The following is a 19614-nucleotide window of genomic DNA, read 5'->3' as shown; positions in this document are numbered from 1 at the left end:
ACCGCCGTCGGCGACCGGCGCAGGGCCGCATCGTCGGGGTCCCCCTCACGCCGGCGCGGCCGACGTGTTCACGTGGCCGTCGCGCCGACCACCCGACGATCCGCGCCTACCGGGATGCGACGGCGAGGCGCCCGTACTCCTCGGCCATGGCCTCAACGGTCCAGTGCGCGTTGAGGCCGCTCGGGTTGGGCAGCACCCACACGCGCGTGTCACCCCACGGCTCGGGCTGCGGCCCCACCGCGGCCCCGGGCGCCCCGAAGGCGGTGCGGTAGGCGGTGATGCCGACGACGGCGAGCCACGCGGGCCTGCACTGCGCGACCAACGCCCGCAGCCGCTCGCCCCCGGCGACGATCTCGGCGGCGGTGAGCTCGTCGGCCCGCGCGCTGGCCCGCGCCACGAGGTTGGTGACGCCGAGCCCGAGCCCGGCCAGCTCCCCCTGCTCGGCGGGCCTGAGCAGGCGGGACGTGAAGCCCGCGCGGTGCAGCACCGGCCAGAACCGGTTGCCCGGCCGGGCGAAGTGGTGGCCGGTGGCGGCCGACACCAGGCCCGGGTTGATGCCGCAGAACAGCACCCGCAGCGGGGGGTCGCCGGGGCCGGGCAGGACGTCGGCGATCGTCAGCGCCCGGGCGGCCTTGAGGTCGGCCGCGGTGAGCCTCGCCCCCGGCCCACCCCGTTCCCGAGGTGCGGTCATGCGGGGATGCCGGACAGGCGGCGCAGGACGTCAGTCACGGGTCGATGGTCCTCCGCGACGACGCCGGTCGGCGACTCGACACGGCGGCGTCATGATCGACGACCGGGAACCGGCAGGAGCGCCCAGCACGGCTCCCGGTTCCAGGACGCCGATCACGCACTCACCGCCGGACCGACCACCGCCGACCTCCCCGTCACCATGATCGACGCCCCGGAACCAGCAGGCGCGCCCAGCACGGCTCCCGGTTCCAGGACGCCGATCACGCGGTTCTCCGCCGGCACGGCCGGAGCCGGACGCCGGGGCCCGGAGCCGGACGCCGGAACGTCAGGCCCACGCACCGAGTGCACGAGTCCGGACCGACCGCACCCGCATCGCAGCGGTCGCCGGTGCACGCGACCGCGCCACCGGGACCGTGGCCGGTGCGCCTACCGGACCTCGCCGAGGAAGGCGAGCACCCGCTGAGTCATCAGCGTCGCCGCGGGCTCGTCGAACCCGGCCAGGCCGGCGTCGGCGAACAGGTGCGCGGTGCCGGGGTAACGGAACAACTCGGCCCCGGGCACGGTGTCGACGAGGTCGCGGGCCGCGGCGAGGTCGCCGCCGTCCACGAACAGCGCGTCGCCCTCCATCGCGTGCACCTGCACGCGGACGCCGTCGGGCCACGGCCCGAACTCCGCGGGCGGGACACACGAGTGCAGCAGGAGCGCCCCCCGCGCCCCCGGCCTGGTCTGCGCGAGCAGCTGCGCGGGCAGCACCCCGAGCGAGAACCCCGCGTAGACGACCGCACCGGGCAGCGTCTCGGCCGCGGCCCGCCCGCGCTCGAGGAGCGTGCCGAACCCGATCTCCCCGGCGTGGGCGATCCCGGCCTCGAGGGTGCCGAAGGTGGCACCGTCGTAGAGGTCGGGCACGGTCACCCGGTGCCCGTCCGAGCGCAGCGCGTCGGCGAAGGCGCGCACCCCGGGTGTGCAGCCCTGCGCGTGATGGAAGACGACGACCTCGGTCATGCGCCCGACCGTAGCGGCGCCCACCGACAGGTTCGGGCACCGACGGGGCAGGATGGCGGTCGTGGACCTGCCCGTGATGCCGCCGGTGAAGCCGATGCTGGCCAAGCCCGTCTCCGCGATCCCGACCGGCCAGTGCTACGAGCCCAAGTGGGACGGCTTCCGGTCGATCATCTTCCGCGACGGGGACGAGGTGGAGATCGGCAGCCGCAACGAGAGGCCGATGACGCGCTACTTCCCCGAGGTCGTCGAGGCGGTGAAGGAGCACTTCCCGCCCCGGGCGGTGATCGACGGCGAGATCGTGGTGGTCGACCGCGACCGCAACACGCTGGAGTTCGAGGTGCTCCAGCAACGCATCCACCCGGCCGCGAGCCGGGTGACGATGCTGTCGGAGACCACTCCCGCCAGCTTCGTCGCCTTCGACCTGCTCGCGCTGGGCGACGACGACCTCACCGGCACCCGGTTCGAGGAGCGTCGGGCGGCGCTGGAGCGGGCCCTGGCCGACGCGGGTCCGCCGGTGCACATCACGCCGTTGACGCGGGACCACGACCTCGCGCGGCAGTGGTTCGACCAGTTCGAGGGCGCCGGGCTCGACGGGCTGATCGCGAAGAAGCCCGACCAGCCCTACCAGCCGGACAAGCGCGTCATGGCCAAGATCAAGCACGAGCGCACCTGCGACTGCGTGGTGGCCGGGTACCGGGTGCACAAGTCCGGCCCGGACGCGATCGGCTCGCTGCTGCTCGGGCTGTTCGACGACCGGGGCGTGCTGGCCTCGGTCGGCGTGATCGGGGCGTTCCCGATGCAGCGGCGCCGCGAGCTGTTCGAGGAGCTGCAGCCCCTCGTCACCACCTTCGACGACCACCCGTGGGCCTGGGCGAAACAGGAGGAGGGCGAACGCACGCCGCGCAAGGGCGAGGGCAGCCGCTGGAACAACGGCAAGGACCTGTCGTTCGTGCCGCTGCGCCCCGAACGCGTGGTGGAGGTGCGCTACGACTACATGGAGGGCGTGCGTTTCCGGCACACCGCGCAGTTCGTGCGCTGGCGCCCCGACCGCACCCCCGAGTCGTGCACGTACGCGCAGCTGGAGGTGGCGGTCGACTTCGACCTGGGCGAGGTGCTGGGGCTGACCTGACGCGTGACCGCGGCAGGCCGCCCCGGGGGCGGCCCCGACGTCCGGCCTCCGCCGGTCAGACCTGCGACGCCGCCAGCTGACCGCAGGCCGCGGCGATCTCCCGGCCCCGCGTGTCACGCACCGTGCACGCCACCCCGGCCGCCTCCACGCGGCGCACGAACTCGTCCTGCACCGGTCGCGGCGACGCGTCCCACTCGCTGCCGGGCGTGGGGTTGAGCGGGATCAGGTTGACGTGCACGCGGTGGCGGCCGATGCGTTGGGCCAGCCGCTTGCCGAGCAGGTCGGCGCGCCAGGGCTGGTCGTTGACGTCGCGGATCAGGGCGTACTCGATCGACACCCGCCGCCCCGTGACGATCGCGTAGCCGCGCGCGGCGTCGAGCACCTCGTCGACCTTCCACCGGTTGTTGACCGGCACGAGGGTGTCGCGCAGCTCGTCGTCCGGGGTGTGCAGCGACACCGCGAGCGTGACGGGAAGGCCCTCGTCGGTGAGCTTGTGGATCGCCGGCACCAGCCCGACGGTGGAGACGGTGACACCGCGCGCGGAGATGCCCAGGCCGTCCGGCGCGGGCGCGGTGATCCGGCGGACGGCCGCCACCACGCGCTTGTAGTTCGCCAGCGGCTCCCCCATGCCCATGAACACGACGTTCGACAGCCGGGCGGGGGCCCCCAGCGCGCCGTCGCGGGCCGCCGCGGCGGCCTGCCGCACCTGCTCGACGATCTCGCCGGTGGACATGTTGCGCTCCAGCCCGCCCTGCCCGGTGGCGCAGAACGGGCACGCCATCCCGCAGCCGGCCTGGCTGGACACGCACACCGTGGCCCGGTCCGGGTACCCCATCAACACCGACTCCGCGCGGGTGCCGTCGTGGCCCTTCCACAGCGTCTTGCGGGTGCTGCCCCCGTCGCAGTCCTGCTCCAGCACGGGTGTGACCAGCGCGGGCAGCAGCGGTCGCAGGGTCTCCCGGGCCGCGGCGGACAGGTCGGTCATGACGTCCACGTCGGCGGTGAGCCGGCCGAAGTAGTGCCGGGCGAGCTGGTCGGCGCGGTAGCCGGGCAGCCCGAGCTCCTGCACCGCGGCGCGGCGCTCTCCCGGGTCGAGGTCGGCGAGGTGGCGGGGCGGCAGGGCGCGGCGGGGGGCGTCGAAGACGAGGGGGAGACTGGTCATGGCCCTCCCAGTGTGCCAGCCGCCGTGACCGCCGCGTCCCGGCCGGACCGACTCGCGTGCCCACCCGGCTCACGCGCGCCGCCGGCGGCACGCAGGACACGTTCCGGCGCGCGAGCCGCGCCGTCAGGACCGGGTGCGGTAGCGCACGAACAGCCCGGCGCGATACGCCGCCGCGGCCCACAACAGCACCCCGGCGCCCAGCCCGACGAGCCCGCGCGGGTACAGCTCGCCCGCGGAGTTCAGGGCGAGCAGCCCCCCGGTGGCGGCGAGCAGCATGAGCGCGGCCCCGAGGGCCAGGTAGGTGCGGTCGGCCAGCGTCGACGACGCCGGTATCAGCAGCGCGCCGACGACGAAGAAGCCCAGCGGCACGGCGAGCTCGCCGTAGGAGGTCAAGCCGAGCACCGCGCTACCGCCGACGATCAGCACCAGCCCGGTCACGGCCAGGCGCACCAGCCGGCGGCTGCGCCAGCGCGCGATCGGCCGCTCCACCGCATCGCGACTGCCGGTGAGCACGAGCCATGCGGTGACGCCGATGCCGATGGCCAGCACCAGCGTGCCCATTCCGGCGTCGAGCGCGGAGCTGCCGACGAGCCAGCCGGCTCCGCCGCCGAGGGCGAGCACCGCGGCGGCCGAGAGGGTGACGGTTCGCGCCATGGGTCCACGGTAGCGGGCCCGCCACCCCACGGCCGCCGCACACGGTGATCGCTACGGTTGGCACCGGCCCAGGGGTCCGACGTCGGACCCGAGGCCCGGCCCCCGACCGGCTCCCCACCACCTGGAGTGACCACGATGTCCCCGCACGATGCCGCCCCCGAGCCCCGTGTCGCCGATCCCGGTGCCCCCGACTCCCACGCCCCCGCACCCCGGATAGGCCGCCGGGCCGTCGTCGTCGGGGCCGCCGCGCTCGGGTCGGGACTGGCCGTCGCCGGTTGCACCGGGGCCGCGACACCGCCCGCCCCGGTCACCGGCCCGCTCGCCCCCACCTCCGACGTGCCCGTCGGCGGGGCCACCATCTTCGCCGAACAGGGCGTCGTGGTGACCCAGGCCACCGCGGGTGACTTCGCCGCGTTCTCCGCGGAGTGCCCGCACCAGAGTTGCAACGTGGCGTCGGTCGAGGACGCGGAGATCGTCTGCCCGTGTCACGGCAGCCGTTTCGGCCTCGACGGCGCCGTCCTGAACGGCCCGGCGGAGCAGGGGCTCGCGAGCGTGCCCGTGACCGTCGAGGGGGACCAGCTCACGCTGGGCTGATCACCCTGCGGCGCACGTGCATCCGGTAGCCCACCGGGATCTCGGTGCCGGGGACCGCCGCGAGCGCCCGGTCGGCCACCGCGCGCGAGAACTCGATGCGCAGCACGGACTCGAGTGTGGCCCGGTCGGGGAAGCCCCAGCGGGTGGCGATCCGGCGCGTGGAGAACCCCCGCCGGGCGAAGAACCGCTCGGCCGCCACCGGGTCGTAGTGCGGGATGTCGGCGCGCATCCAGCCGCCGTAGGGCTCGACGGTGGCGTCCAGGTCGACGATCACGAGCGCTCCACCCGGGCGCAGCACCCGGTCCGCCTCGGCCAGGCCGGGTTCGCAGCCGGGGCCGAAGAAGTAGGCGGTGCGGGCGTGCACCAGGTCGACCGACCGGTCGGGCAGCGGCAGCGCGGCCGCGCCGGCCTCCAGCACGCGGAAGCCCCGCGCCCGGGCCCGCGCGACCAGCGGCGGGTGCGGTTCCGCGCCGAGCACCGAGGCGGCCTCGCGGGCGAAGATCGGGAGGTGGAAGCCGTCACCGCAGCCCACGTCGAGCACGTCGGCCCCGGCCCACGACGCCTCCTCGCGCAGCGCCCGCCAGACGGCGCCGTCGACGTCCTGGGCCGCGTTCTCCTGCGCGTAGACCTCGGGCCAGTTCCAGACGTTCGGGCTCGGGATGATCGTGCCGGTCATACGGGCACGAGCAGGCTGAGCAGCAGCCAGGCCACCACCGCGGTGGGCAGCAGGGAGTCGAGCCGGTCCATCATCCCGCCGTGGCCGGGCAGCAGGTTGCCCATGTCCTTGATGCCCAGGTCCCGCTTGATCATGGACTCGACGAGGTCGCCCAGCGTCGCGGAGATCACCAGCAACGACCCGGTGAGTACGCCCGCCCACCACGGCCCGCCGAGGAACACCACCACGCACACCGCGCCGGTGGCCATGCCGGCCGCCTGGGAGCCGGCGAAGCCCTCCCAGGACTTCTTCGGGCTGATCGTGGGCGCCATCGGGTGCCGGCCGAGCAGCACGCCCGCCGCGTAGCCGCCGACGTCGGAGGCGATCACCGGGAGCATGAACGTGAGGATCCGGCCCAGGCCGTCGGGGGCCACCGTCATCAGCACGGCGAACCCGCAGCACAGCGGCACGTAGGCGGCGGTGAACACGGTGGCCGTGACGTCGCGGACGAAGTGCGACGCGCCGCCGCGCATGCGCCAGAGCAGCGCCGTCACCATCGTCAGCCCGAACGCCGCCGCCAGGCCGCCGGTCCCGAACGGCCACGCCAGCCAGATCATCGCCTGGCCGCCGACCAGCAGGACCGGCAGCGGCACCTCGATGCCCGCACCGCGGCGCAGCGCGCCCGCGAGCTCCCAGGACGCGATCGCGGCGGACACGGCCAGCACCGCGATGAAGAAGTACCGCACGAACAGCAGCGATGACAGGATGATCCCGCCCATCGCCACGCCCACCACGATCGCCGCGACGAGGTTGCGCCCCAGCCGGGCCCGCTTCGGCACCCGCGGTTGCGCCGACTCGCCGGGCGTCATGGGGGACCCGGCGGCCGCGAACGGCAGGTCGCGGGAAGCGGAGGTGGACACCGGCTCAGACTTCGAGGAGCTCGGTTTCCTTGTTCTTCACCAGCTCGTCGACCTGGTGGACGTACCTGTCGACGGTGCCCTGCAGTTCCTTCTCGGCCCGGTTCACCTCGTCCTCGCCCGCCTCGCCGTCCTTCACGATGCGGTGCAGCTCCTCCATCGCCTTGCGGCGGACGCTGCGGATCGTCACGCGCGCGTCCTCGCCCTTGCCGCGCGCGACCTTGACCATGTCGCGGCGGCGTTCCTCGGACAGCTGCGGCACGACCACGCGGATGATCTGCCCGTCGTTGCCGGGGTTGAGCCCGAGGTCGGACTCCCGGATCGCCTTCTCCAGCGCCTTGAGCGAGCTCGCGTCGTAGGGCTTGATCACCACCATCCGCGCCTCCGGGATGGTGATCGACGCGAGCTGGTTGATCGGGGTCATCGCGCCGTAGTAGTCGACCATCACCCGGGCGAACATGTTGGGTGTGGCCCGCCCGGTGCGCACGGAGGCCAGGTCGTCCTTCGCGACGGAGACGGCCTTCTCCATCTTCTCCTCGGCGTCGAAGAGCGTCTCGTCGATCACGACGTACCTACCTTTCCCCGGGCGTGCTCACCAACGTGCCGATCCTCTCACCACGCACCGCGCGGGCGATGTTGCCCTCGACGAGCAGGTTGAACACGATGATCGGCATCTTGTTGTCCATGCAGAGGCTGAAGGCGGTGGCGTCGGCGACCTTCAGGCCCTGTTCGAGAACCTCGCGGTGCGTGATCTCCTCGTAGCGCTTCGCCTCGGGGTCCAGCTTCGGGTCGGCGGTGAAGACGCCGTCCACGCCCTTGGCCAGCAGCAGCGCCTCGGCCCCGATCTCCAGGGCCCGCTGGGCACCGGCGGTGTCGGTGGAGAAGTACGGCATCCCGACGCCAGCACCGAAGATCACGACGCGGCCCTTCTCCAGGTGCCGGATCGCCCGGCGCGGGATGTAGGCCTCCGCGACCTGGCCCATCGTGATCGCGGTCTGGACGCGGGTGTCGATGTGGTGCTCGCGCTCCAGGAAGTCCTGCAGGGCGAGGCAGTTCATGACCGTGCCGAGCATGCCCATGTAGTCGGCACGGGACCGCTCCATCCCGCGTTCCTGCAGCTCGGAGCCGCGGAAGAAGTTGCCGCCGCCGATGACGACCGCCACCTGCGCACCCGAGGTGACCACCTCGGCGATCTGCCGGGCGACGGTCTCGACGACCTCCGGATCGACACCGACCGCACCTCCCCCGAACATCTCCCCGCCGAGCTTGAGCAGCACTCGGCGGAATCCGGGGCCGGTGTGGTCGGTGTCGATCCTCGGGTCGTCTGCCATCAGGCCTGGCCGACCTCGAAGCGCGCGAACTTCTTGACCGTGACGCCGGCCTCGTCGAGCAGCGCCTTCACCGTCTTCTTGGAGTCCTGGACGGACGCCTGCTCCAGGAGCACGACGTCCTTGTAGAAGCCGTTGATGCGGCCGTCCACGATGCGGGGCAGCACCTGTTCGGGCTTGCCCTCCTCGCGGGCGGTGGCCTCGGCGATGCGGCGCTCGTTCTCGATCACCTCGGCCGGGACCTCGTCGCGGGTGGTGTAGCTCGGCCGGGCCGCGGCGACGTGCATCGCGACGCCCTTGGCGGCCTCGTCGGAGGCTCCCTCGTAGGACACCAGCGCGCCGATGGCGGGCGGCAGGTCCGACGCGCGGCGGTGCAGGTACAGCGCCACCGGCCCGTCGACGTGGACGTAGCGCTTGAGCTCGAGCTTCTCGCCGATGCGGGCGGACAGCGCGAGAACGGCGTCCTCGACGGTGCCGTCCCCGAGCTTGGCGGCCTTGAGGGCGTCGAGATCGGCGGGCTGCTCGTCGACCGCGACCTTCAGCACGGAGTCGGCGAGGGCCTGGAAGTCGGCGCTCTTGGCGACGAAGTCGGTCTCGCAGTTGAGCTGGACCATCGTGCCGCCCTCGGCGACGACGAGGCCGTTCGCGGTCTCGCGGCCTGCGCGCTTGTCGATGTCCTTCGCGCCCTTGATGCGCAGCAGCTCGACGGACTTGTCGAAGTCGCCGTCGGAGTCCTCCAGCGCCTTCTTGCAGTCCATCATCCCGGAACCGGTGAGGTCCCTGAGCTTCTTGACGTCGGCGGCGGTGTAGTTCGCCATGGTGGGTCTCTTCGTCCCTTGTGAGTTGGAGGGATACCGCGACCGCCCCGGGCCGCGGGCCCGGGGCGGTGCAGATCAGCTGGTGGTCTGCTGGGTGCCGTTGCTGGTGCTGGCCGGGGCGGGCTCGGCGGCCGGGCTGGGCGCCTCGGCCGGCGCAGCGGCGGCCGTGAGGCTGGCGCCGTCGGATCCGGCGCTCGCGGTTCCGCTGGCGAGCAGCTCCTGCTCCCACTCGGCGAGCGGCTCCTCGGTGGCCGGCTTGTCCTCGGTGCCGTCGCCGCCGCGGGCGCGCGCGGAGCGCTGCATCAGGCCGTCGGCCGCCGCCTGGGCGACGACCTTCGTGAGCAGCGCGGCCGAGCGGATCGCGTCGTCGTTGCCCGGGATCGGGAAGTCGACCTCGTCGGGATCGCAGTTGGTGTCCAGGATGGAGACGACCGGGATGCCCAGCTTCCGGGCCTCGCCGACGGCGATGTGCTCCTTCTTGGTGTCCACGATCCAGACCGCGCTCGGGACCTTGGTCATGTCCCGGATGCCGCCGAGCGTCTTCTCCAGCTTGGTCTTCTCCCGGGTCAGCATGAGGATCTCCTTCTTGGTCCGACCCTCGAAGCCCCCCGTCTGCTCCATCGCCTCGAGCTCCTTCATCCGCTGAAGGCGCCTGTGGACGGTCTGGAAGTTGGTGAGCATGCCGCCCAGCCAGCGCTGGTTGACATACGGCATGTTGACGCGGCCCGCCTCGTCGGCGATGGCCTCCTGCGCCTGCTTCTTCGTGCCCACGAACATGATCGTGCCGCCGTGCGCGACGGTCTCGCGCACGAACTCGTAGGCCCGGTCGATGTAGGACAGCGTCTGCTGCAGGTCGATGATGTAGATGCCGTTGCGCTCGGTGAGGATGTAGCGCTTCATCTTCGGGTTCCAGCGGCGGGTCTGGTGCCCGAAGTGCACGCCGCTGTCGAGCAGCTGCTTCATGGTGACGACGGCCATGGCCGGTGTTCACCTCTCTCCTCTGGCGCGATCGCCCGGCGACCACGCACGCGGTTGTGCGGAGCGCCGGTCGGCGGATCCGCCCTGGCGTCGCGTCGGCGTCCGGACCCGCACACGTGCCGCGGGACCGCCCGTCCGCCGTGTTCGTGCCGGTCGGCCACGGGGGCCGGGACCGGCGGGTACGCGAGCGCGCGAAGTCACCCCGGAGTCCGGGGTGCGGGTCGAGTGTACGCCGCGGCCCGGGACGGCCTCACCCGGTGTGCCCCGGTTGTCCACATCGCCCGCCACCGGTCCACAGGATCTGCGACCAGGGGTTCTCCGCAGCGGATCAGCGGCACGCTGGCGCCATGTCCGCTACCGCCGACCCGCACCACCCGGCCTTCCGGGCGGCCGTACCGGGGGTCCGGTGCGGGCGCTGGTGGGCGAAGCTCCCGTGGAGGACAGGCCCGTGGCGAACAGGGAGGCGCGCGGCACCGGGTCCCGGCGGCGGGCGGCCGTCAGGCCGCGCGGCGGGCGGCGGTCCCGCGGTGGCTGTCGCCGTGCTGCTGATGACCGCCGTCGCATCCGGCCCGGCCGGCGCAGCGCCACCGATCCGAACCGCACCGGCCGAGACGGCCCCGGTGCCGGCCGGGCCGGGCCACCACACCACCACCGCGTACGGCTCCGCCCTCTCCGTGGGCGACCGCGACAACAGCCACCCCGAACACGGCGACCCCGACAAGAGCGACCCCGACAACGGCGGCCCCGGCGGCGACCGCCCGGACAAGCGCAGCCCGGACAAGCGCAGCCCGGACGACGGCCCGGACACCAACGGCCCGCACGCCAGCAGCCCCGCCGGCGACCCGGCCGAGTGGGGCCCGGCCAGAGGAGGCCCCGCCGGAGAGGGCCCCGCCGACGAGGGCCCCGCCGGAGAGGGCCCCGCCGCCGGGGAGCCGTCCTCGGGGAGCCCGGACGGCGGCGGCCCGGCCGCAGGCGATGTGGTTCTCCCCACCGGACCGGCCGGGGCGGGGGTACCCGCCGCACCGGCCGGGGCGGGAGTGCCCGCGCCGGGCGCGGGATACGCGTGGCCGCTGCTGCCCGTGCCCGCGGTGCGCACGCCGTTCCGGGCACCGGCCCACGCATACGGCCCCGGCCATCGCGGGGTGGATCTCGCCGGCACCGCCGGGCAGCCGGTGCTGGCCGCACGGGCGGGCACGGTGGTGTTCGCCGGTGCGGTGGCCGGTCGTCCGGTGGTGTCGGTGCAGCACGACGACGGGCTGCGCACGACGTACGAGCCGGTCGCCCCGCTCGTCGTCGCCGGGACGGTCGTGGCGGCGGGCGCGGTGCTGGGCGTGCTGGAGACCGGACATGCCGGCTGCCGCGACACGTGCCTGCACTGGGGTGCGCGCCGGGACCGCGCCGACTACCTCGATCCGCTGGTGCTGCTGCGACCGCCGCGGGTACGGCTGCTTCCGGTCCCCGAGCCCTGGCCCGGCTGACGGCCCGGCGCGCCGCGGCAGCGCGCGGGGTGACCCGGCGGCGGTGGCGGCCGTGGTGGTCAGCGGCACCTGCGTCGCGGGTCCGTCGGTGACCGGCGTGGCGCCTCGTCGGCGCCGGTCCGGCGCGACTCCCGCCCGGATCGCTCCGTCGCGGGCCCGTCTACCCGGCGGCCAGTTCCTCCAACCGCCCACGCAGCCGACCGACCAGCCGGGTGTGCAGCTGGCACACCCGCGACTCGGTGATGCCCAGCTCCCGGCCGATCTCTGCCAGGGTGCGGTTCTCCAGGTAGTACATGCGGACCACGAGTCGATCGCGCTCGCCGAGTTGCGCGACGGCCGCCTCCAGCTGCCGCGACGTCTCGCGGGCCTGCACGATCGTCATCGGATCGGGGGCGGCGTCGTCGGCCAGCAGCTCGGACAGACCTCCGCTGCCCTCGTCGAGCGCCTCCACGGAGACGAGCTGGGTGTGCCGGGTGAGGGTGCGCAGGTCCCGGACGGGCAGCCCGAGCTCGTCGGCGAGCTCGCGGTCGGTGGCCGCCCGGCGCAGCACCGCCTCCAGGCGCTCGCGCGCGCGGTCGAGCTCGCGCGCGCGGCCGCGGATGGTGCGCGGGACCCAGTCCTGGGCGCGCAGCTCGTCGAGAATGGCGCCGCGGATGCGCTGGGCGGCATAGCTCTCGAACCGCGGGCAGCGCTCGGGGTCGAACCGCTCCACCGCGTCGATCAGCCCGAACACCCCGGCCGAGACGAGGTCCGCGAGGTCGACGTAGGTGGGCAGCCCGACAGCCGTGCGGTGGGCCACGGCGCGCACGAGTGGCGTGTAGTGCACGAGCAACCGGTCGCGGACCGGGCGTGTCGGGCACGCCAGGTAGGCGTCCCACAGCCGGTCCACGGGGCTGCGGTCGCCGCTGGGGACGACCCGGGATACCGGTGCCGGGGACGGCGGGGACGGCTCCGTCAGCACCGTCTCGCGGTGGGCCAGTGCCGTGACCACGGCCCCGGTGAACGCCCTGAGCTGCGCCGATCCGTCCAGGACCGGACTAAGCCCTGGGGTGCGCCTGCTCATGTACCACCTTCAGCCGCTCGACGGTCACGTGTGTGTAGAGCTGAGTGGTTGCTAGCTTAGCGTGACCGAGCAACTCCTGTACGTAACGGAGGTCCGCGCCGCCGGCCATCATGTGAGTGGCTGCGGCGTGCCGCAGACCGTGCGGTCCGGTGTCCGGGGCGCCCGGCACCGCAGCCACCGCACGGTGCACCACCTCGCGCGCGATCCGCGGGTCCAGCCGCCCACCGCGGGCCCCGAGGAGCAGGGCAGGCGGTGAACCCGGGCGGGCGAGCTCGCGCCGCCCACCGTCGAGCCAGCGCCGCAACGCGGTGGCGGCCGGCACACCGTAGACGACGGTGCGTTCACGGCCGCCCTTGCCCAGCACGCGCACCGCCCGCCGTTCCTCGTCGACGTCGTCGACGTCGAGCCCGCACAGCTCTCCCACCCGCATCCCGGTGGCGTAGAGCAGCTCGAGGATCAGCAGGTCGCGCACGGCTGCGGGCTCGCCCTCCGCGGCTCCGGACACCGCCGCGTCGAACAGGGATCCGGTCTCCGCCGGGTCGAGGACGGCGGGCAGTGCCGTGCGCGGCCGTGGCGACACCAGCAGTGCGCCCGGGTCGGTCGCGAGCCGGCCGGTGCGGTGTGCCCAGGCCGTGAACGTCCGGGCCGCGGCAGCGCGCCGGGCCAGCGTGGACCGACCCGCACCCCCCGCGTGACCGTCGGCGAGCCAGCGACGCAGCAGCGCCAGGTCGATCGCCGCGACGTCGTCGATCCGGCTCAGCAACGGCAGCAGGTCCCCGCGATAGGCCCGCACGGTGTGCGCCGAACACCCGCGTTCCAGACCCAGGTGGCGGACGAACTCCTCCAGCACCGCGCCGACGGCCGGCGCGGGCTCCGGCACGCGCGACGGGGGCATGGCCCGGACGCTCCGCGATCCCCCGCCCCCGGTCAAGCACCGCAGGGCCGTGTCGGCGCCGGTGCACGGTGCGGCTCATCGCCCCACCGATCGCGGGTGCAGCCGCCACGAACCATCGCGGTGCTCCACCAGATCGCGCCGTTCGAGCTCCACGAGCGCCACCCGCACCGCACCCAGCGGCACGCCGGCCTCCTCCGCCAGCCATCGCGTCCCGCAGGCCCCACCGGCGGGGAAGGCGTCGTGCACCAGCTGCGCGGCGGGTTCGAGCCCGTCGGTCGCCCGCCTCGGGACGGGCGGGTCGAGAGCGAGCTGCGCGCCGATCGGACCGATCCCCTCCAGCACCTCCTCGGCGCGGGTGACGAGCACCGCCCCCTCCCGCAGCAACCGGTGACACCCCGCCGACATCCCGGACGTGACCGGACCGGGCACGGCCATCACCGGGCGACCGAGCGAGGCCGTGTCGGTGGCGGTCCGGGTGGCTCCGCTGCGCAGTCCGGCCTCGACGACGACGGTGCCGGCCGCGAGGCCGGCGATGAGCCGGTTGCGGACCAGGAACCGATGCCGGCCGGGGACGCTGCCGGGCGGGTACTCGCTCACCACCAGCCCGGTGCCGGCGATCCGGGCGAGCAGGGTCTCGTGCGCCCGCGGGTAGGCCCGGTCGGCGCCGCAGGCCAGCACGGCCACGGTGGCACCGGCCGCGCCCAGCGCTCCCCGGTGCGCGGCGCCGTCGATACCGATCGCCGCACCGGACACGACGGTGCAGGACCGTTGCGCCAGCGCCGCGCCCAGCTCCCCCGCGACGTGCGTGCCGTACCCGGTGGCCGCCCGGGCTCCGACCACCGCCACCGCCCGCTCGCACAGCGCGGCGAGCCGCCCCGGTCCCGTGACCCACAGCGCCACCGGCGGCGCCAGCTCGCCGACGCCGCAGCCCGCCAGCGCCTCGAAGGGTCCGGCCGGCCATTCGGGATGCTCCGGGGTGAGCAGGCGCATCCCCGACGCCGCGGCCGCGGCCAGGTCGGCGGCCGCGCGCTCCACCCCCCGCCGGGCCGCGGTCTCGGCGGCGACCGGTGCGGGAACGTCGCCGCGCCGCACCCGTTCGGCCGCCTCGACCGGACCGACCTCCACCACGAAGCCGGCCAGCCCCGGGGCGGGTGGTTCGGCAACCCGGGAGAGGTAGGCCCGGGCCAACAGGTCCGGAGCCCACCGCGGCTCCCGGGGGACCACGGCGTCGTCCCGCGCGCTCATGCCGCCCTCCGGTCGCGGAAGTACAGCGCCGCCTCCACGTGCTCGCGGTCCGGCCGGCTCGTGCCGGACAGATCGGACAGCGTCCACGCCACCCGCAACGCGCGGTCCGCCCCGCGCGCGGTGAGCTCGCCCGCCCGCATCCCCGCGTCGAGGGGGCGCACGGCCGCGGGCGGCAACGCGTACCGCGACCGGAGCACCGGCCCGGGGACCTCCGCGTTGGTGCGCCAGCCGTCGGCCGCCCAGCGCTCGGCCGCCGCCGCACGGGCCGCCAGTACCCGGGCGCGCACCGTGGCCGTGTCCTCCCCCTCGGCGGCCTCCGTGGTGAAGGTGGTGACGGGGTACATCCGCGCCCGCAGGTCCACCCGGTCCAGCAGCGGGCCCGACAGCCGGCCGAGGTAGCGGCGGCGCACCAGCGACGGGCATACGCAGTCGCGGTCGTGGGCCGGTGCGCACGGGCAGGGGTTGGCGGCGAGCACGAGCTGGAAGCGGGCCGGGTAGTGCACCGTGCCCTCCGCCCGGGCCAGCCGGACCTCGCCCTCCTCCAACGGGGTGCGCAGCGCGTCGAGCAGGTGGGCACCGAACTCCGGTGCCTCGTCGACGAACAGCACGCCGCGGTGGGCCAGCGACACCGCGCCGGGGCGCGCGAGCCCACCACCCCCGCCGACGAGCGCGGCCATGGAGCTCGAGTGGTGCGGGGCCACCAGCGGCGGGACCGTGGCGAGCGGAGCACCGTCGGGCAGCCGCCCGGCCACCGACCGGATCGCGGCGAGCGCCAGCGCGTCGTCGGTGGTGAGCCGCGGGAGCAGGCCGACGATCCGCTGGGCCAGCATCGTCTTGCCGGTGCCCGGCGGGCCCACCAGCAGCAGGTGGTGCCCGCCGGCGGCCGCCACCTCCAGCGCGTGCCGCGCGTCGTCCTGCCCGAGCACGTCGGCGAGGTCGGGTGGCTCGTCGCCGCCCGGTCCGGGCGGCGGGCCCGGGCGGCGCAGCAGCGCCCCGTCGCGCAGCCACCCGAGCACCTCGGCCAGATCGGTCGCGCCGTGCACCTCGATGCCGCCGACGAGCGCCGCCTCCGACAGCGCCACCTCCGGCACGACCACCCGCGCCATCCCGGCGTCGCGGGCCGCGAGCAGGCAGGGCAGCACGCCGCGCACCGGCCGCAGCCTCCCGTCCAGCGCGAGCTCCCCCAGCAGGACGGTGCGCTCCAGCGACCGCTGCGGCACCGTGCCGGCCGCCGCCAGGACGCAGCAGGCGAGCGCCAGGTCGAACGCGCTTCCCGTCTTGCGCAGCGTGGCCGGGCTCAGGGCCAGCACGATCCGCTCGTTGGGCCACACCAGCCCGGAGTTGACGACCGCCGCACGCACCCGGTCCTGCGACTCGCGCAGCGCCGCGTCCGGCAGCCCCAGCAGGTGCACGCCGGGCAGGCCGCCGCCGACGTCGGCCTCGACCTCGACGACGTGCCCGTCGACGCCGCGCAGCGCCACCGACCACCCTCTGGCGAGGCCCATGTCAGAACGCCTCGCGGTAGTGCTGGACGGTGGCGGGACGCCCCGGCTCGATCAGCACCGCGCAGACGTCGAACCGGACGTCGCTCCAGCGCACCCGGTGCGCGGCGAGCCAGGCGTTGGTGACCTTGCGGATACGGGCGATCTTGCGACCGTCGACGGCCTCGGCGGGCTCACCGAAGCGGGTGCCCGACCGGGTCTTCACCTCGCAGACGACGAGCCGGTCGCCCTGCGCCGCCACGACGTCGAGCTCACCGTGGCGGCACCGCCAGTTGCGCGACAGGACCACCAGGCCCTGCCCCTCCAGGTACTGCACCGCGACGTCCTCGCCGCGGCGTCCGAGCTCGTCCTTGTCGGCCATGCCCCCAGGATCGGAGTCCGGGGCGGGCCGCGGCGGCGATCACCAGAATCTGTGGATGGCCGGAGGCCGATGTGGACAACCTGCCGCGCGGGCGGCGGAACGGTGGAACGTCAGGAGCCGAACTGGGTACCCTCGGGCAGTCGCAGGTCGGGCTTGTCGAGCTCCTCGACGTTGACGTCCTTGAACGTCAGCACCCGCACGTTCTTGACGAACCGGGCCGGGCGGTACATGTCCCACACCCAGGCATCGGACATGCGCACCTCGAAGTAGACCTCCCCGTCCGCGTTGCGCGGGGTGACGTCCACGGAGTTGGCGAGATAGAAGCGGCGCTCGGTCTCCACGACGTAGGAGAACTGGGAGACGATGTCCCGGTACTCCTTGTAGAGCGTGAGCTCCATCTCGGTCTCGTACTTCTCGAGATCCTCGGCACTCATCGCACTACCTCGTCCACCGGGTCCTCGGTCACGTACTCATTGTGGACCAGCACCGCGCCGCCGTCCCTCGCGGCCCGCACGTTGACGAACGAGAAGCGGTGCACCGGCGCCGGGCCGTGCTGGGCCAGTGCGGCGTCGTGCATCGGCGTGCAGTAGCCCTTGTGCTCCGCGAAGCCGTAGCGTGGGAACTCCGCGTCCAGCCCCACCATGATCCGGTCCCTGGTCACCTTGGCCAGCACCGACGCGGCCGCCACACACGCGGCCACCTGGTCCCCCTTGGGCACGGCGAGGGCGGGCCGGCCGAACCCGCGCACCGCGAACCCGTCGGTGAGGACGTAGCCGGGAGGGTCGGCGAGCCCGGCCACGGCCCGGCGCATCCCCTCGACGTTGGCGACGTGCACACCGCGCCGGTCGATGTCGGCCGGCGGGATGACGACGACGCAGTGGTCGACCGCGCGCCGCCGGATCAGGGCGTAGAAGTCCTCGCGGGCGGCCGCGGTGAGCAGCTTGGAGTCGGTGAGCCCGTCGAGCGCGCGCGCGTCCCCGGGGCGCAGCACGCAGGCCGCGACGACCAGCGGCCCGGCGCAGGCCCCGCGGCCGGCCTCGTCGACGCCGGCGACCGGGCCGAGTCCGTGCCGGTGCAGGGTGCTCTGCAGCGTCCAGGTGCCTGCCGAGCGGCGGACGACGGCACGGGACGGCCGCCACTGCGGGGGCAGGACGACGCGCGGACGGCGCCTGACGGGCACGTCGAGCTAGGAGCCGGGGTGCGCGGAACTCAGGACGCGGAGGTCGTCTCGCGCTTCTCCTTGATCTTCGCGGCCTTGCCGCGCAGGTCACGGAGGTAGTACAGCTTCGCGCGGCGCACGTCGCCCCGGATGAAGACCTCGATCTTGTCCAGGTTCGGGGAGTGCACCGGGAACGTGCGCTCGACACCGACGCCGAACGACATCTTGCGGACGGTGAACGTCTCGCGGGCACCGGAGCCGTGGCGGCGGATGACGACGCCCTGGAAGATCTGCACGCGGGAGCGGGTGCCCTCGATGACCTTCACGTGCACCTTGAGCGTGTCGCCCGGCCGGAAGGCGGGGATGTCGGAGCGCAGCAGCTGCGCGTCCAGGGCGTCCAGGGTGTTCATCGCGGAGATCCGTCCTCGGTGTCAGATTGCGGTCGTGCGGGGGCGCCACTCCTCTTCTCGGGGGTTGGCACCGGGCAGGCCCGTCGGGCACATGCGCTCGCAGACCAGTGTGCCAGACGGGTTCGGGCAACCCGACATCACCCGTCGCCGCGGGCGAGGAACCTGCGGTCCGCGGCGTCGAGCGCGTCGTCGGGGAGCGCGGCCAGCAGGTCGGGGCGGCGCTGCGCGGTGCGCTCCAACGCCCGGTCCCGGCGCCAGCGGTCGATCGCGGCGTGGTTGCCGCTGCGCAGCACCTCGGGGACGTCGAGGCCGCGCCAGCTGACCGGCCGGGTGTAGGCCGGGCCCTCCAGCAGCCCGTCGGAGAACGAGTCCTCCTGCGCGGACGCGGGGTTGCCCAGCACGCCGGGGATCAGCCGTACGACCGCCTCCACCATGACCAGGACGGCCACCTCGCCACCGACGAGGACGTAGTCGCCGATGCTGACCTCGTCGACGGGCATGCGCTCGGCGTAGAAGTCGACGACGCGCTGGTCGATCCCCTCGTACCGCCCGCAGGCGAACACCAGCCGCGACTCGGTCGACCAGGCCTGCGCGACGGCCTGGGTGAACGGCCGCCCCGCCGGGGTGGGGACGACGAGCCGCGCGGGACCACCCGCCTGCACAGCACCCGCCGCGGTGGCGGCCGGTGCACCGAGGACCGCGTCCAGCGCCTCCCCCCACACCTGCGGGCGCATCACCATGCCGGGCCCGCCGCCGTAGGGCGAGTCGTCGACGGCCTGATGCACGTCGTGGGTCCAGTCCCGCAGGTCGTGCACGGCGAGGTCGAGCAGCCCGGCGTCGATCGCCCGCCCGAGCAGCGCCTCCCGCAGCGGCGCGACATACCCGGGGAAGATGGTGACGACGTCGATCCGCACGCGCCGCACCGTACGCGCCCGAACGCCGCCGCACCTCGGAGCCGTACCGCTGTTCGCGGGCGTCCTGGTCCGCAGTGTGGCTCCGAAGTGCGGGCGGGCTCAACTCGCCCGGCGGCCGCGGACCAACTCCTCCACCATGATCCGCGCCGTGTCCAGGCGGGCGCCGCGGGCCAGCAGGATCGTCTGCGCGGACCCCTCGGCGTGCAGCAGGCCCAGCAGGAGGTGCTCGCAGCCGATGTAGTTGTGCGTGCACCGCAGTGCCTCGCGCAGCGCCAGCTCCAGCGCCTTCTTCGCGCTCCGGTCGACCGGGACGTGTCCGGCGAACCAGCGACCCCGGCCCGAGGCCGCGCGCGTGCGGTCGAGCGCGCCCGCGCCGAAGGTGTCCTCCACATGGCGGCGCACCTCGTCGAGGTCGATGCCCAGCGTGGCCAGCGCGTCCGCGTCCGACGGCCCGAGCGGGCGGAGCGCGTCGACGTCGGCGCGGACATCGGCGGGATCGACGCCGTGCCCGGCCAGCACGGTCAGGGCCAGGTTGTCGGGCACCCGGTACAGCGCGAGCAGCAGGTGCTCGGTGCGGATGGCCTCGGCCCCCTGTGAACGGGACTCCTCCTGCGCCGCCACGACGACCTGGCGCGCCTTGTCGGTGAACCTCTCGAACAT

23 protein-coding genes are annotated in these 19614 nt (G+C 74.4%); 3 read left to right on the top strand and 20 right to left on the bottom strand.

Going from position 1 to position 19614, the window contains the following annotated elements; translation table 11 throughout:
* Window positions 1–106: 106 nt before the first annotated feature.
* Both mug and Q1K26_RS16210 read right to left on the bottom strand, forming a co-directional pair.
* Window positions 107–691 carry a G/U mismatch-specific DNA glycosylase gene (gene mug, locus Q1K26_RS16215; protein WP_300013018.1) on the bottom strand — a complete coding sequence of 195 codons (585 nt, stop codon included), beginning with the start codon at window positions 689–691 and terminating at the stop codon, window positions 107–109.
* 425 nt (window positions 692–1116) lie between these two features.
* Window positions 1117–1692, bottom strand: coding sequence for a dienelactone hydrolase family protein (locus tag Q1K26_RS16210; protein WP_300013015.1), 576 nt, complete (start codon window positions 1690–1692; stop codon window positions 1117–1119).
* Window positions 1693–1753: 61 nt separating this feature from the next.
* On the opposite strand from Q1K26_RS16210, the gene Q1K26_RS16205 reads away from it, so the two are divergent.
* Entirely contained in the window at window positions 1754–2821 is a 1068-nt protein-coding gene (locus Q1K26_RS16205; protein ID WP_300013012.1) for an ATP-dependent DNA ligase, read from the top strand.
* 55 nt (window positions 2822–2876) lie between these two features.
* Here Q1K26_RS16205 and rlmN read toward each other — a convergent pair whose 3' ends face one another.
* Both rlmN and Q1K26_RS16195 read right to left on the bottom strand, forming a co-directional pair.
* The gene (rlmN, locus tag Q1K26_RS16200; RefSeq protein ID WP_300013009.1) at window positions 2877–3983 is read right to left on the bottom strand and encodes a 23S rRNA (adenine(2503)-C(2))-methyltransferase RlmN; all 1107 of its coding nucleotides are present in this window, start codon (window positions 3981–3983) and stop codon (window positions 2877–2879) included.
* A gap of 123 nt (window positions 3984–4106) precedes the next feature.
* Window positions 4107–4637 carry a hypothetical protein gene (locus Q1K26_RS16195; protein ID WP_300013005.1) on the bottom strand — a complete coding sequence of 177 codons (531 nt, stop codon included), beginning with the start codon at window positions 4635–4637 and terminating at the stop codon, window positions 4107–4109.
* Window positions 4638–4772: 135 nt separating this feature from the next.
* Here Q1K26_RS16195 and Q1K26_RS16190 point away from each other — a divergent pair, with 135 nt between their 5' ends.
* Entirely contained in the window at window positions 4773–5231 is a 459-nt protein-coding gene (locus tag Q1K26_RS16190) for a Rieske (2Fe-2S) protein (RefSeq protein WP_300013002.1), read from the top strand.
* Here the strand turns inward: Q1K26_RS16190 and Q1K26_RS16185 are convergent.
* From Q1K26_RS16185 to rpsB, 6 genes are all read right to left on the bottom strand, one after another.
* Complete coding sequence (locus tag Q1K26_RS16185; RefSeq protein WP_300012999.1) at window positions 5218–5907, bottom strand: class I SAM-dependent methyltransferase; 690 nt, start codon at window positions 5905–5907, stop codon at window positions 5218–5220. The two genes, Q1K26_RS16190 and Q1K26_RS16185, sit on opposite strands and share 14 nt — an antisense overlap.
* On the bottom strand, window positions 5904–6755 hold the full coding sequence (locus Q1K26_RS16180) for a phosphatidate cytidylyltransferase (RefSeq protein WP_300013271.1): 852 nt from the start codon (window positions 6753–6755) through the stop codon (window positions 5904–5906). The genes Q1K26_RS16185 and Q1K26_RS16180 overlap by 4 nt, the downstream gene beginning before the upstream one ends.
* 55 nt (window positions 6756–6810) lie before the next feature.
* A complete protein-coding gene (gene frr, locus Q1K26_RS16175) occupies window positions 6811–7368 on the bottom strand; it encodes a ribosome recycling factor (RefSeq protein WP_300012996.1) in 558 nt (185 codons plus the stop codon).
* A 7-nt stretch (window positions 7369–7375) separates the two neighbouring features.
* A complete protein-coding gene (gene pyrH / locus Q1K26_RS16170; RefSeq protein WP_300012993.1) occupies window positions 7376–8134 on the bottom strand; it encodes a UMP kinase in 759 nt (252 codons plus the stop codon).
* Window positions 8134–8949, bottom strand: a complete 816-nt coding sequence (tsf, locus tag Q1K26_RS16165; protein WP_300012990.1) for a translation elongation factor Ts — start codon at window positions 8947–8949, stop codon at window positions 8134–8136. Before tsf ends, pyrH begins: the two co-directional genes overlap by 1 nt.
* 75 nt (window positions 8950–9024) lie before the next feature.
* Entirely contained in the window at window positions 9025–9927 is a 903-nt protein-coding gene (gene rpsB, locus Q1K26_RS16160) for a 30S ribosomal protein S2 (protein ID WP_300012987.1), read from the bottom strand.
* A 527-nt stretch (window positions 9928–10454) separates the two neighbouring features.
* Between rpsB and Q1K26_RS28770 the strand changes: the two genes are divergently transcribed.
* A complete protein-coding gene (locus Q1K26_RS28770; protein ID WP_363320483.1) occupies window positions 10455–11405 on the top strand; it encodes a peptidoglycan DD-metalloendopeptidase family protein in 951 nt (316 codons plus the stop codon).
* Window positions 11406–11565: 160 nt separating this feature from the next.
* On the opposite strand, the gene Q1K26_RS16150 is transcribed toward Q1K26_RS28770, so the two are convergent.
* The 10 genes from Q1K26_RS16150 to Q1K26_RS16105 all read right to left on the bottom strand — a co-directional run bounded on the left by Q1K26_RS16150 (window position 11566) and on the right by Q1K26_RS16105 (window position 19614).
* Window positions 11566–12468: a FliA/WhiG family RNA polymerase sigma factor gene (locus Q1K26_RS16150; RefSeq protein WP_300012984.1), complete on the bottom strand. Its 903-nt coding sequence runs from the start codon at window positions 12466–12468 to the stop codon at window positions 11566–11568.
* Window positions 12443–13363 carry a tyrosine-type recombinase/integrase gene (locus Q1K26_RS16145; protein ID WP_300012981.1) on the bottom strand — a complete coding sequence of 307 codons (921 nt, stop codon included), beginning with the start codon at window positions 13361–13363 and terminating at the stop codon, window positions 12443–12445. Before Q1K26_RS16145 ends, Q1K26_RS16150 begins: the two co-directional genes overlap by 26 nt.
* A gap of 75 nt (window positions 13364–13438) precedes the next feature.
* Window positions 13439–14608 carry a DNA-processing protein DprA gene (gene dprA, locus Q1K26_RS16140; protein WP_300012978.1) on the bottom strand — a complete coding sequence of 390 codons (1170 nt, stop codon included), beginning with the start codon at window positions 14606–14608 and terminating at the stop codon, window positions 13439–13441.
* Window positions 14605–16113, bottom strand: a complete 1509-nt coding sequence (locus tag Q1K26_RS16135; RefSeq protein WP_300012975.1) for a YifB family Mg chelatase-like AAA ATPase — start codon at window positions 16111–16113, stop codon at window positions 14605–14607. Before Q1K26_RS16135 ends, dprA begins: the two co-directional genes overlap by 4 nt.
* A 1-nt stretch (window position 16114) precedes the next feature.
* On the bottom strand, window positions 16115–16471 hold the full coding sequence (locus Q1K26_RS16130; RefSeq protein WP_300012972.1) for a YraN family protein: 357 nt from the start codon (window positions 16469–16471) through the stop codon (window positions 16115–16117).
* A gap of 110 nt (window positions 16472–16581) precedes the next feature.
* A complete protein-coding gene (locus Q1K26_RS16125) occupies window positions 16582–16905 on the bottom strand; it encodes a DUF2469 domain-containing protein (protein ID WP_300012969.1) in 324 nt (107 codons plus the stop codon).
* The gene (locus Q1K26_RS16120; protein ID WP_300012966.1) at window positions 16902–17651 is read right to left on the bottom strand and encodes a ribonuclease HII; all 750 of its coding nucleotides are present in this window, start codon (window positions 17649–17651) and stop codon (window positions 16902–16904) included. Before Q1K26_RS16120 ends, Q1K26_RS16125 begins: the two co-directional genes overlap by 4 nt.
* 29 nt (window positions 17652–17680) lie before the next feature.
* Complete coding sequence (rplS, locus tag Q1K26_RS16115) at window positions 17681–18040, bottom strand: 50S ribosomal protein L19 (RefSeq protein ID WP_300012963.1); 360 nt, start codon at window positions 18038–18040, stop codon at window positions 17681–17683.
* Window positions 18041–18177: 137 nt separating this feature from the next.
* The gene (gene trmD, locus Q1K26_RS16110; protein ID WP_300012960.1) at window positions 18178–18954 is read right to left on the bottom strand and encodes a tRNA (guanosine(37)-N1)-methyltransferase TrmD; all 777 of its coding nucleotides are present in this window, start codon (window positions 18952–18954) and stop codon (window positions 18178–18180) included.
* Window positions 18955–19053: 99 nt separating this feature from the next.
* Window positions 19054–19614 (bottom strand): Clp protease N-terminal domain-containing protein, encoded by a 561-nt coding sequence (locus Q1K26_RS16105; protein ID WP_300012957.1) that lies wholly within the window; start codon window positions 19612–19614, stop codon window positions 19054–19056.

The organism is Pseudonocardia sp., from assembly GCF_029263155.1.
In the GTDB taxonomy this organism is placed as follows: domain Bacteria; phylum Actinomycetota; class Actinomycetes; order Mycobacteriales; family Pseudonocardiaceae; genus Pseudonocardia.
This window is presented reverse-complemented; position numbering and strand designations above follow the sequence as displayed.

Bases quoted from the DNA above. Each gene is read 5' to 3' on its own strand.
- Q1K26_RS16130 (WP_300012972.1), bottom strand. From the start codon at position 16,471: ATGGCCGACAAGGACGAGCTCGGACGCCGCGGCGAGGACGTCGCGGTG.
- pyrH (WP_300012993.1), bottom strand. From the start codon at position 8,134: ATGGCAGACGACCCGAGGATCGACACCGACCACACCGGCCCCGGATTC.
- dprA (WP_300012978.1), bottom strand. From the start codon at position 14,608: ATGAGCGCGCGGGACGACGCCGTGGTCCCCCGGGAGCCGCGGTGGGCT.
- Q1K26_RS16145 (WP_300012981.1), bottom strand. From the start codon at position 13,363: ATGCCCCCGTCGCGCGTGCCGGAGCCCGCGCCGGCCGTCGGCGCGGTG.
- Q1K26_RS16195 (WP_300013005.1), bottom strand. From the start codon at position 4,637: ATGGCGCGAACCGTCACCCTCTCGGCCGCCGCGGTGCTCGCCCTCGGC.
- rpsB (WP_300012987.1), bottom strand. From the start codon at position 9,927: ATGGCCGTCGTCACCATGAAGCAGCTGCTCGACAGCGGCGTGCACTTC.
- mug (WP_300013018.1), bottom strand. From the start codon at position 691: ATGACCGCACCTCGGGAACGGGGTGGGCCGGGGGCGAGGCTCACCGCG.
- Q1K26_RS16185 (WP_300012999.1), bottom strand. From the start codon at position 5,907: ATGACCGGCACGATCATCCCGAGCCCGAACGTCTGGAACTGGCCCGAG.
- Q1K26_RS16150 (WP_300012984.1), bottom strand. From the start codon at position 12,468: ATGAGCAGGCGCACCCCAGGGCTTAGTCCGGTCCTGGACGGATCGGCG.
- Q1K26_RS16125 (WP_300012969.1), bottom strand. From the start codon at position 16,905: ATGAGTGCCGAGGATCTCGAGAAGTACGAGACCGAGATGGAGCTCACG.
- Q1K26_RS16105 (WP_300012957.1), bottom strand. From the start codon at position 19,614: ATGTTCGAGAGGTTCACCGACAAGGCGCGCCAGGTCGTCGTGGCGGCG.
- Q1K26_RS16180 (WP_300013271.1), bottom strand. From the start codon at position 6,755: ATGACGCCCGGCGAGTCGGCGCAACCGCGGGTGCCGAAGCGGGCCCGG.
- Q1K26_RS16135 (WP_300012975.1), bottom strand. From the start codon at position 16,113: ATGGGCCTCGCCAGAGGGTGGTCGGTGGCGCTGCGCGGCGTCGACGGG.
- Q1K26_RS16210 (WP_300013015.1), bottom strand. From the start codon at position 1,692: ATGACCGAGGTCGTCGTCTTCCATCACGCGCAGGGCTGCACACCCGGG.
- Q1K26_RS16190 (WP_300013002.1), top strand. From the start codon at position 4,773: ATGTCCCCGCACGATGCCGCCCCCGAGCCCCGTGTCGCCGATCCCGGT.
- rlmN (WP_300013009.1), bottom strand. From the start codon at position 3,983: ATGACCAGTCTCCCCCTCGTCTTCGACGCCCCCCGCCGCGCCCTGCCG.
- tsf (WP_300012990.1), bottom strand. From the start codon at position 8,949: ATGGCGAACTACACCGCCGCCGACGTCAAGAAGCTCAGGGACCTCACC.
- rplS (WP_300012963.1), bottom strand. From the start codon at position 18,040: ATGAACACCCTGGACGCCCTGGACGCGCAGCTGCTGCGCTCCGACATC.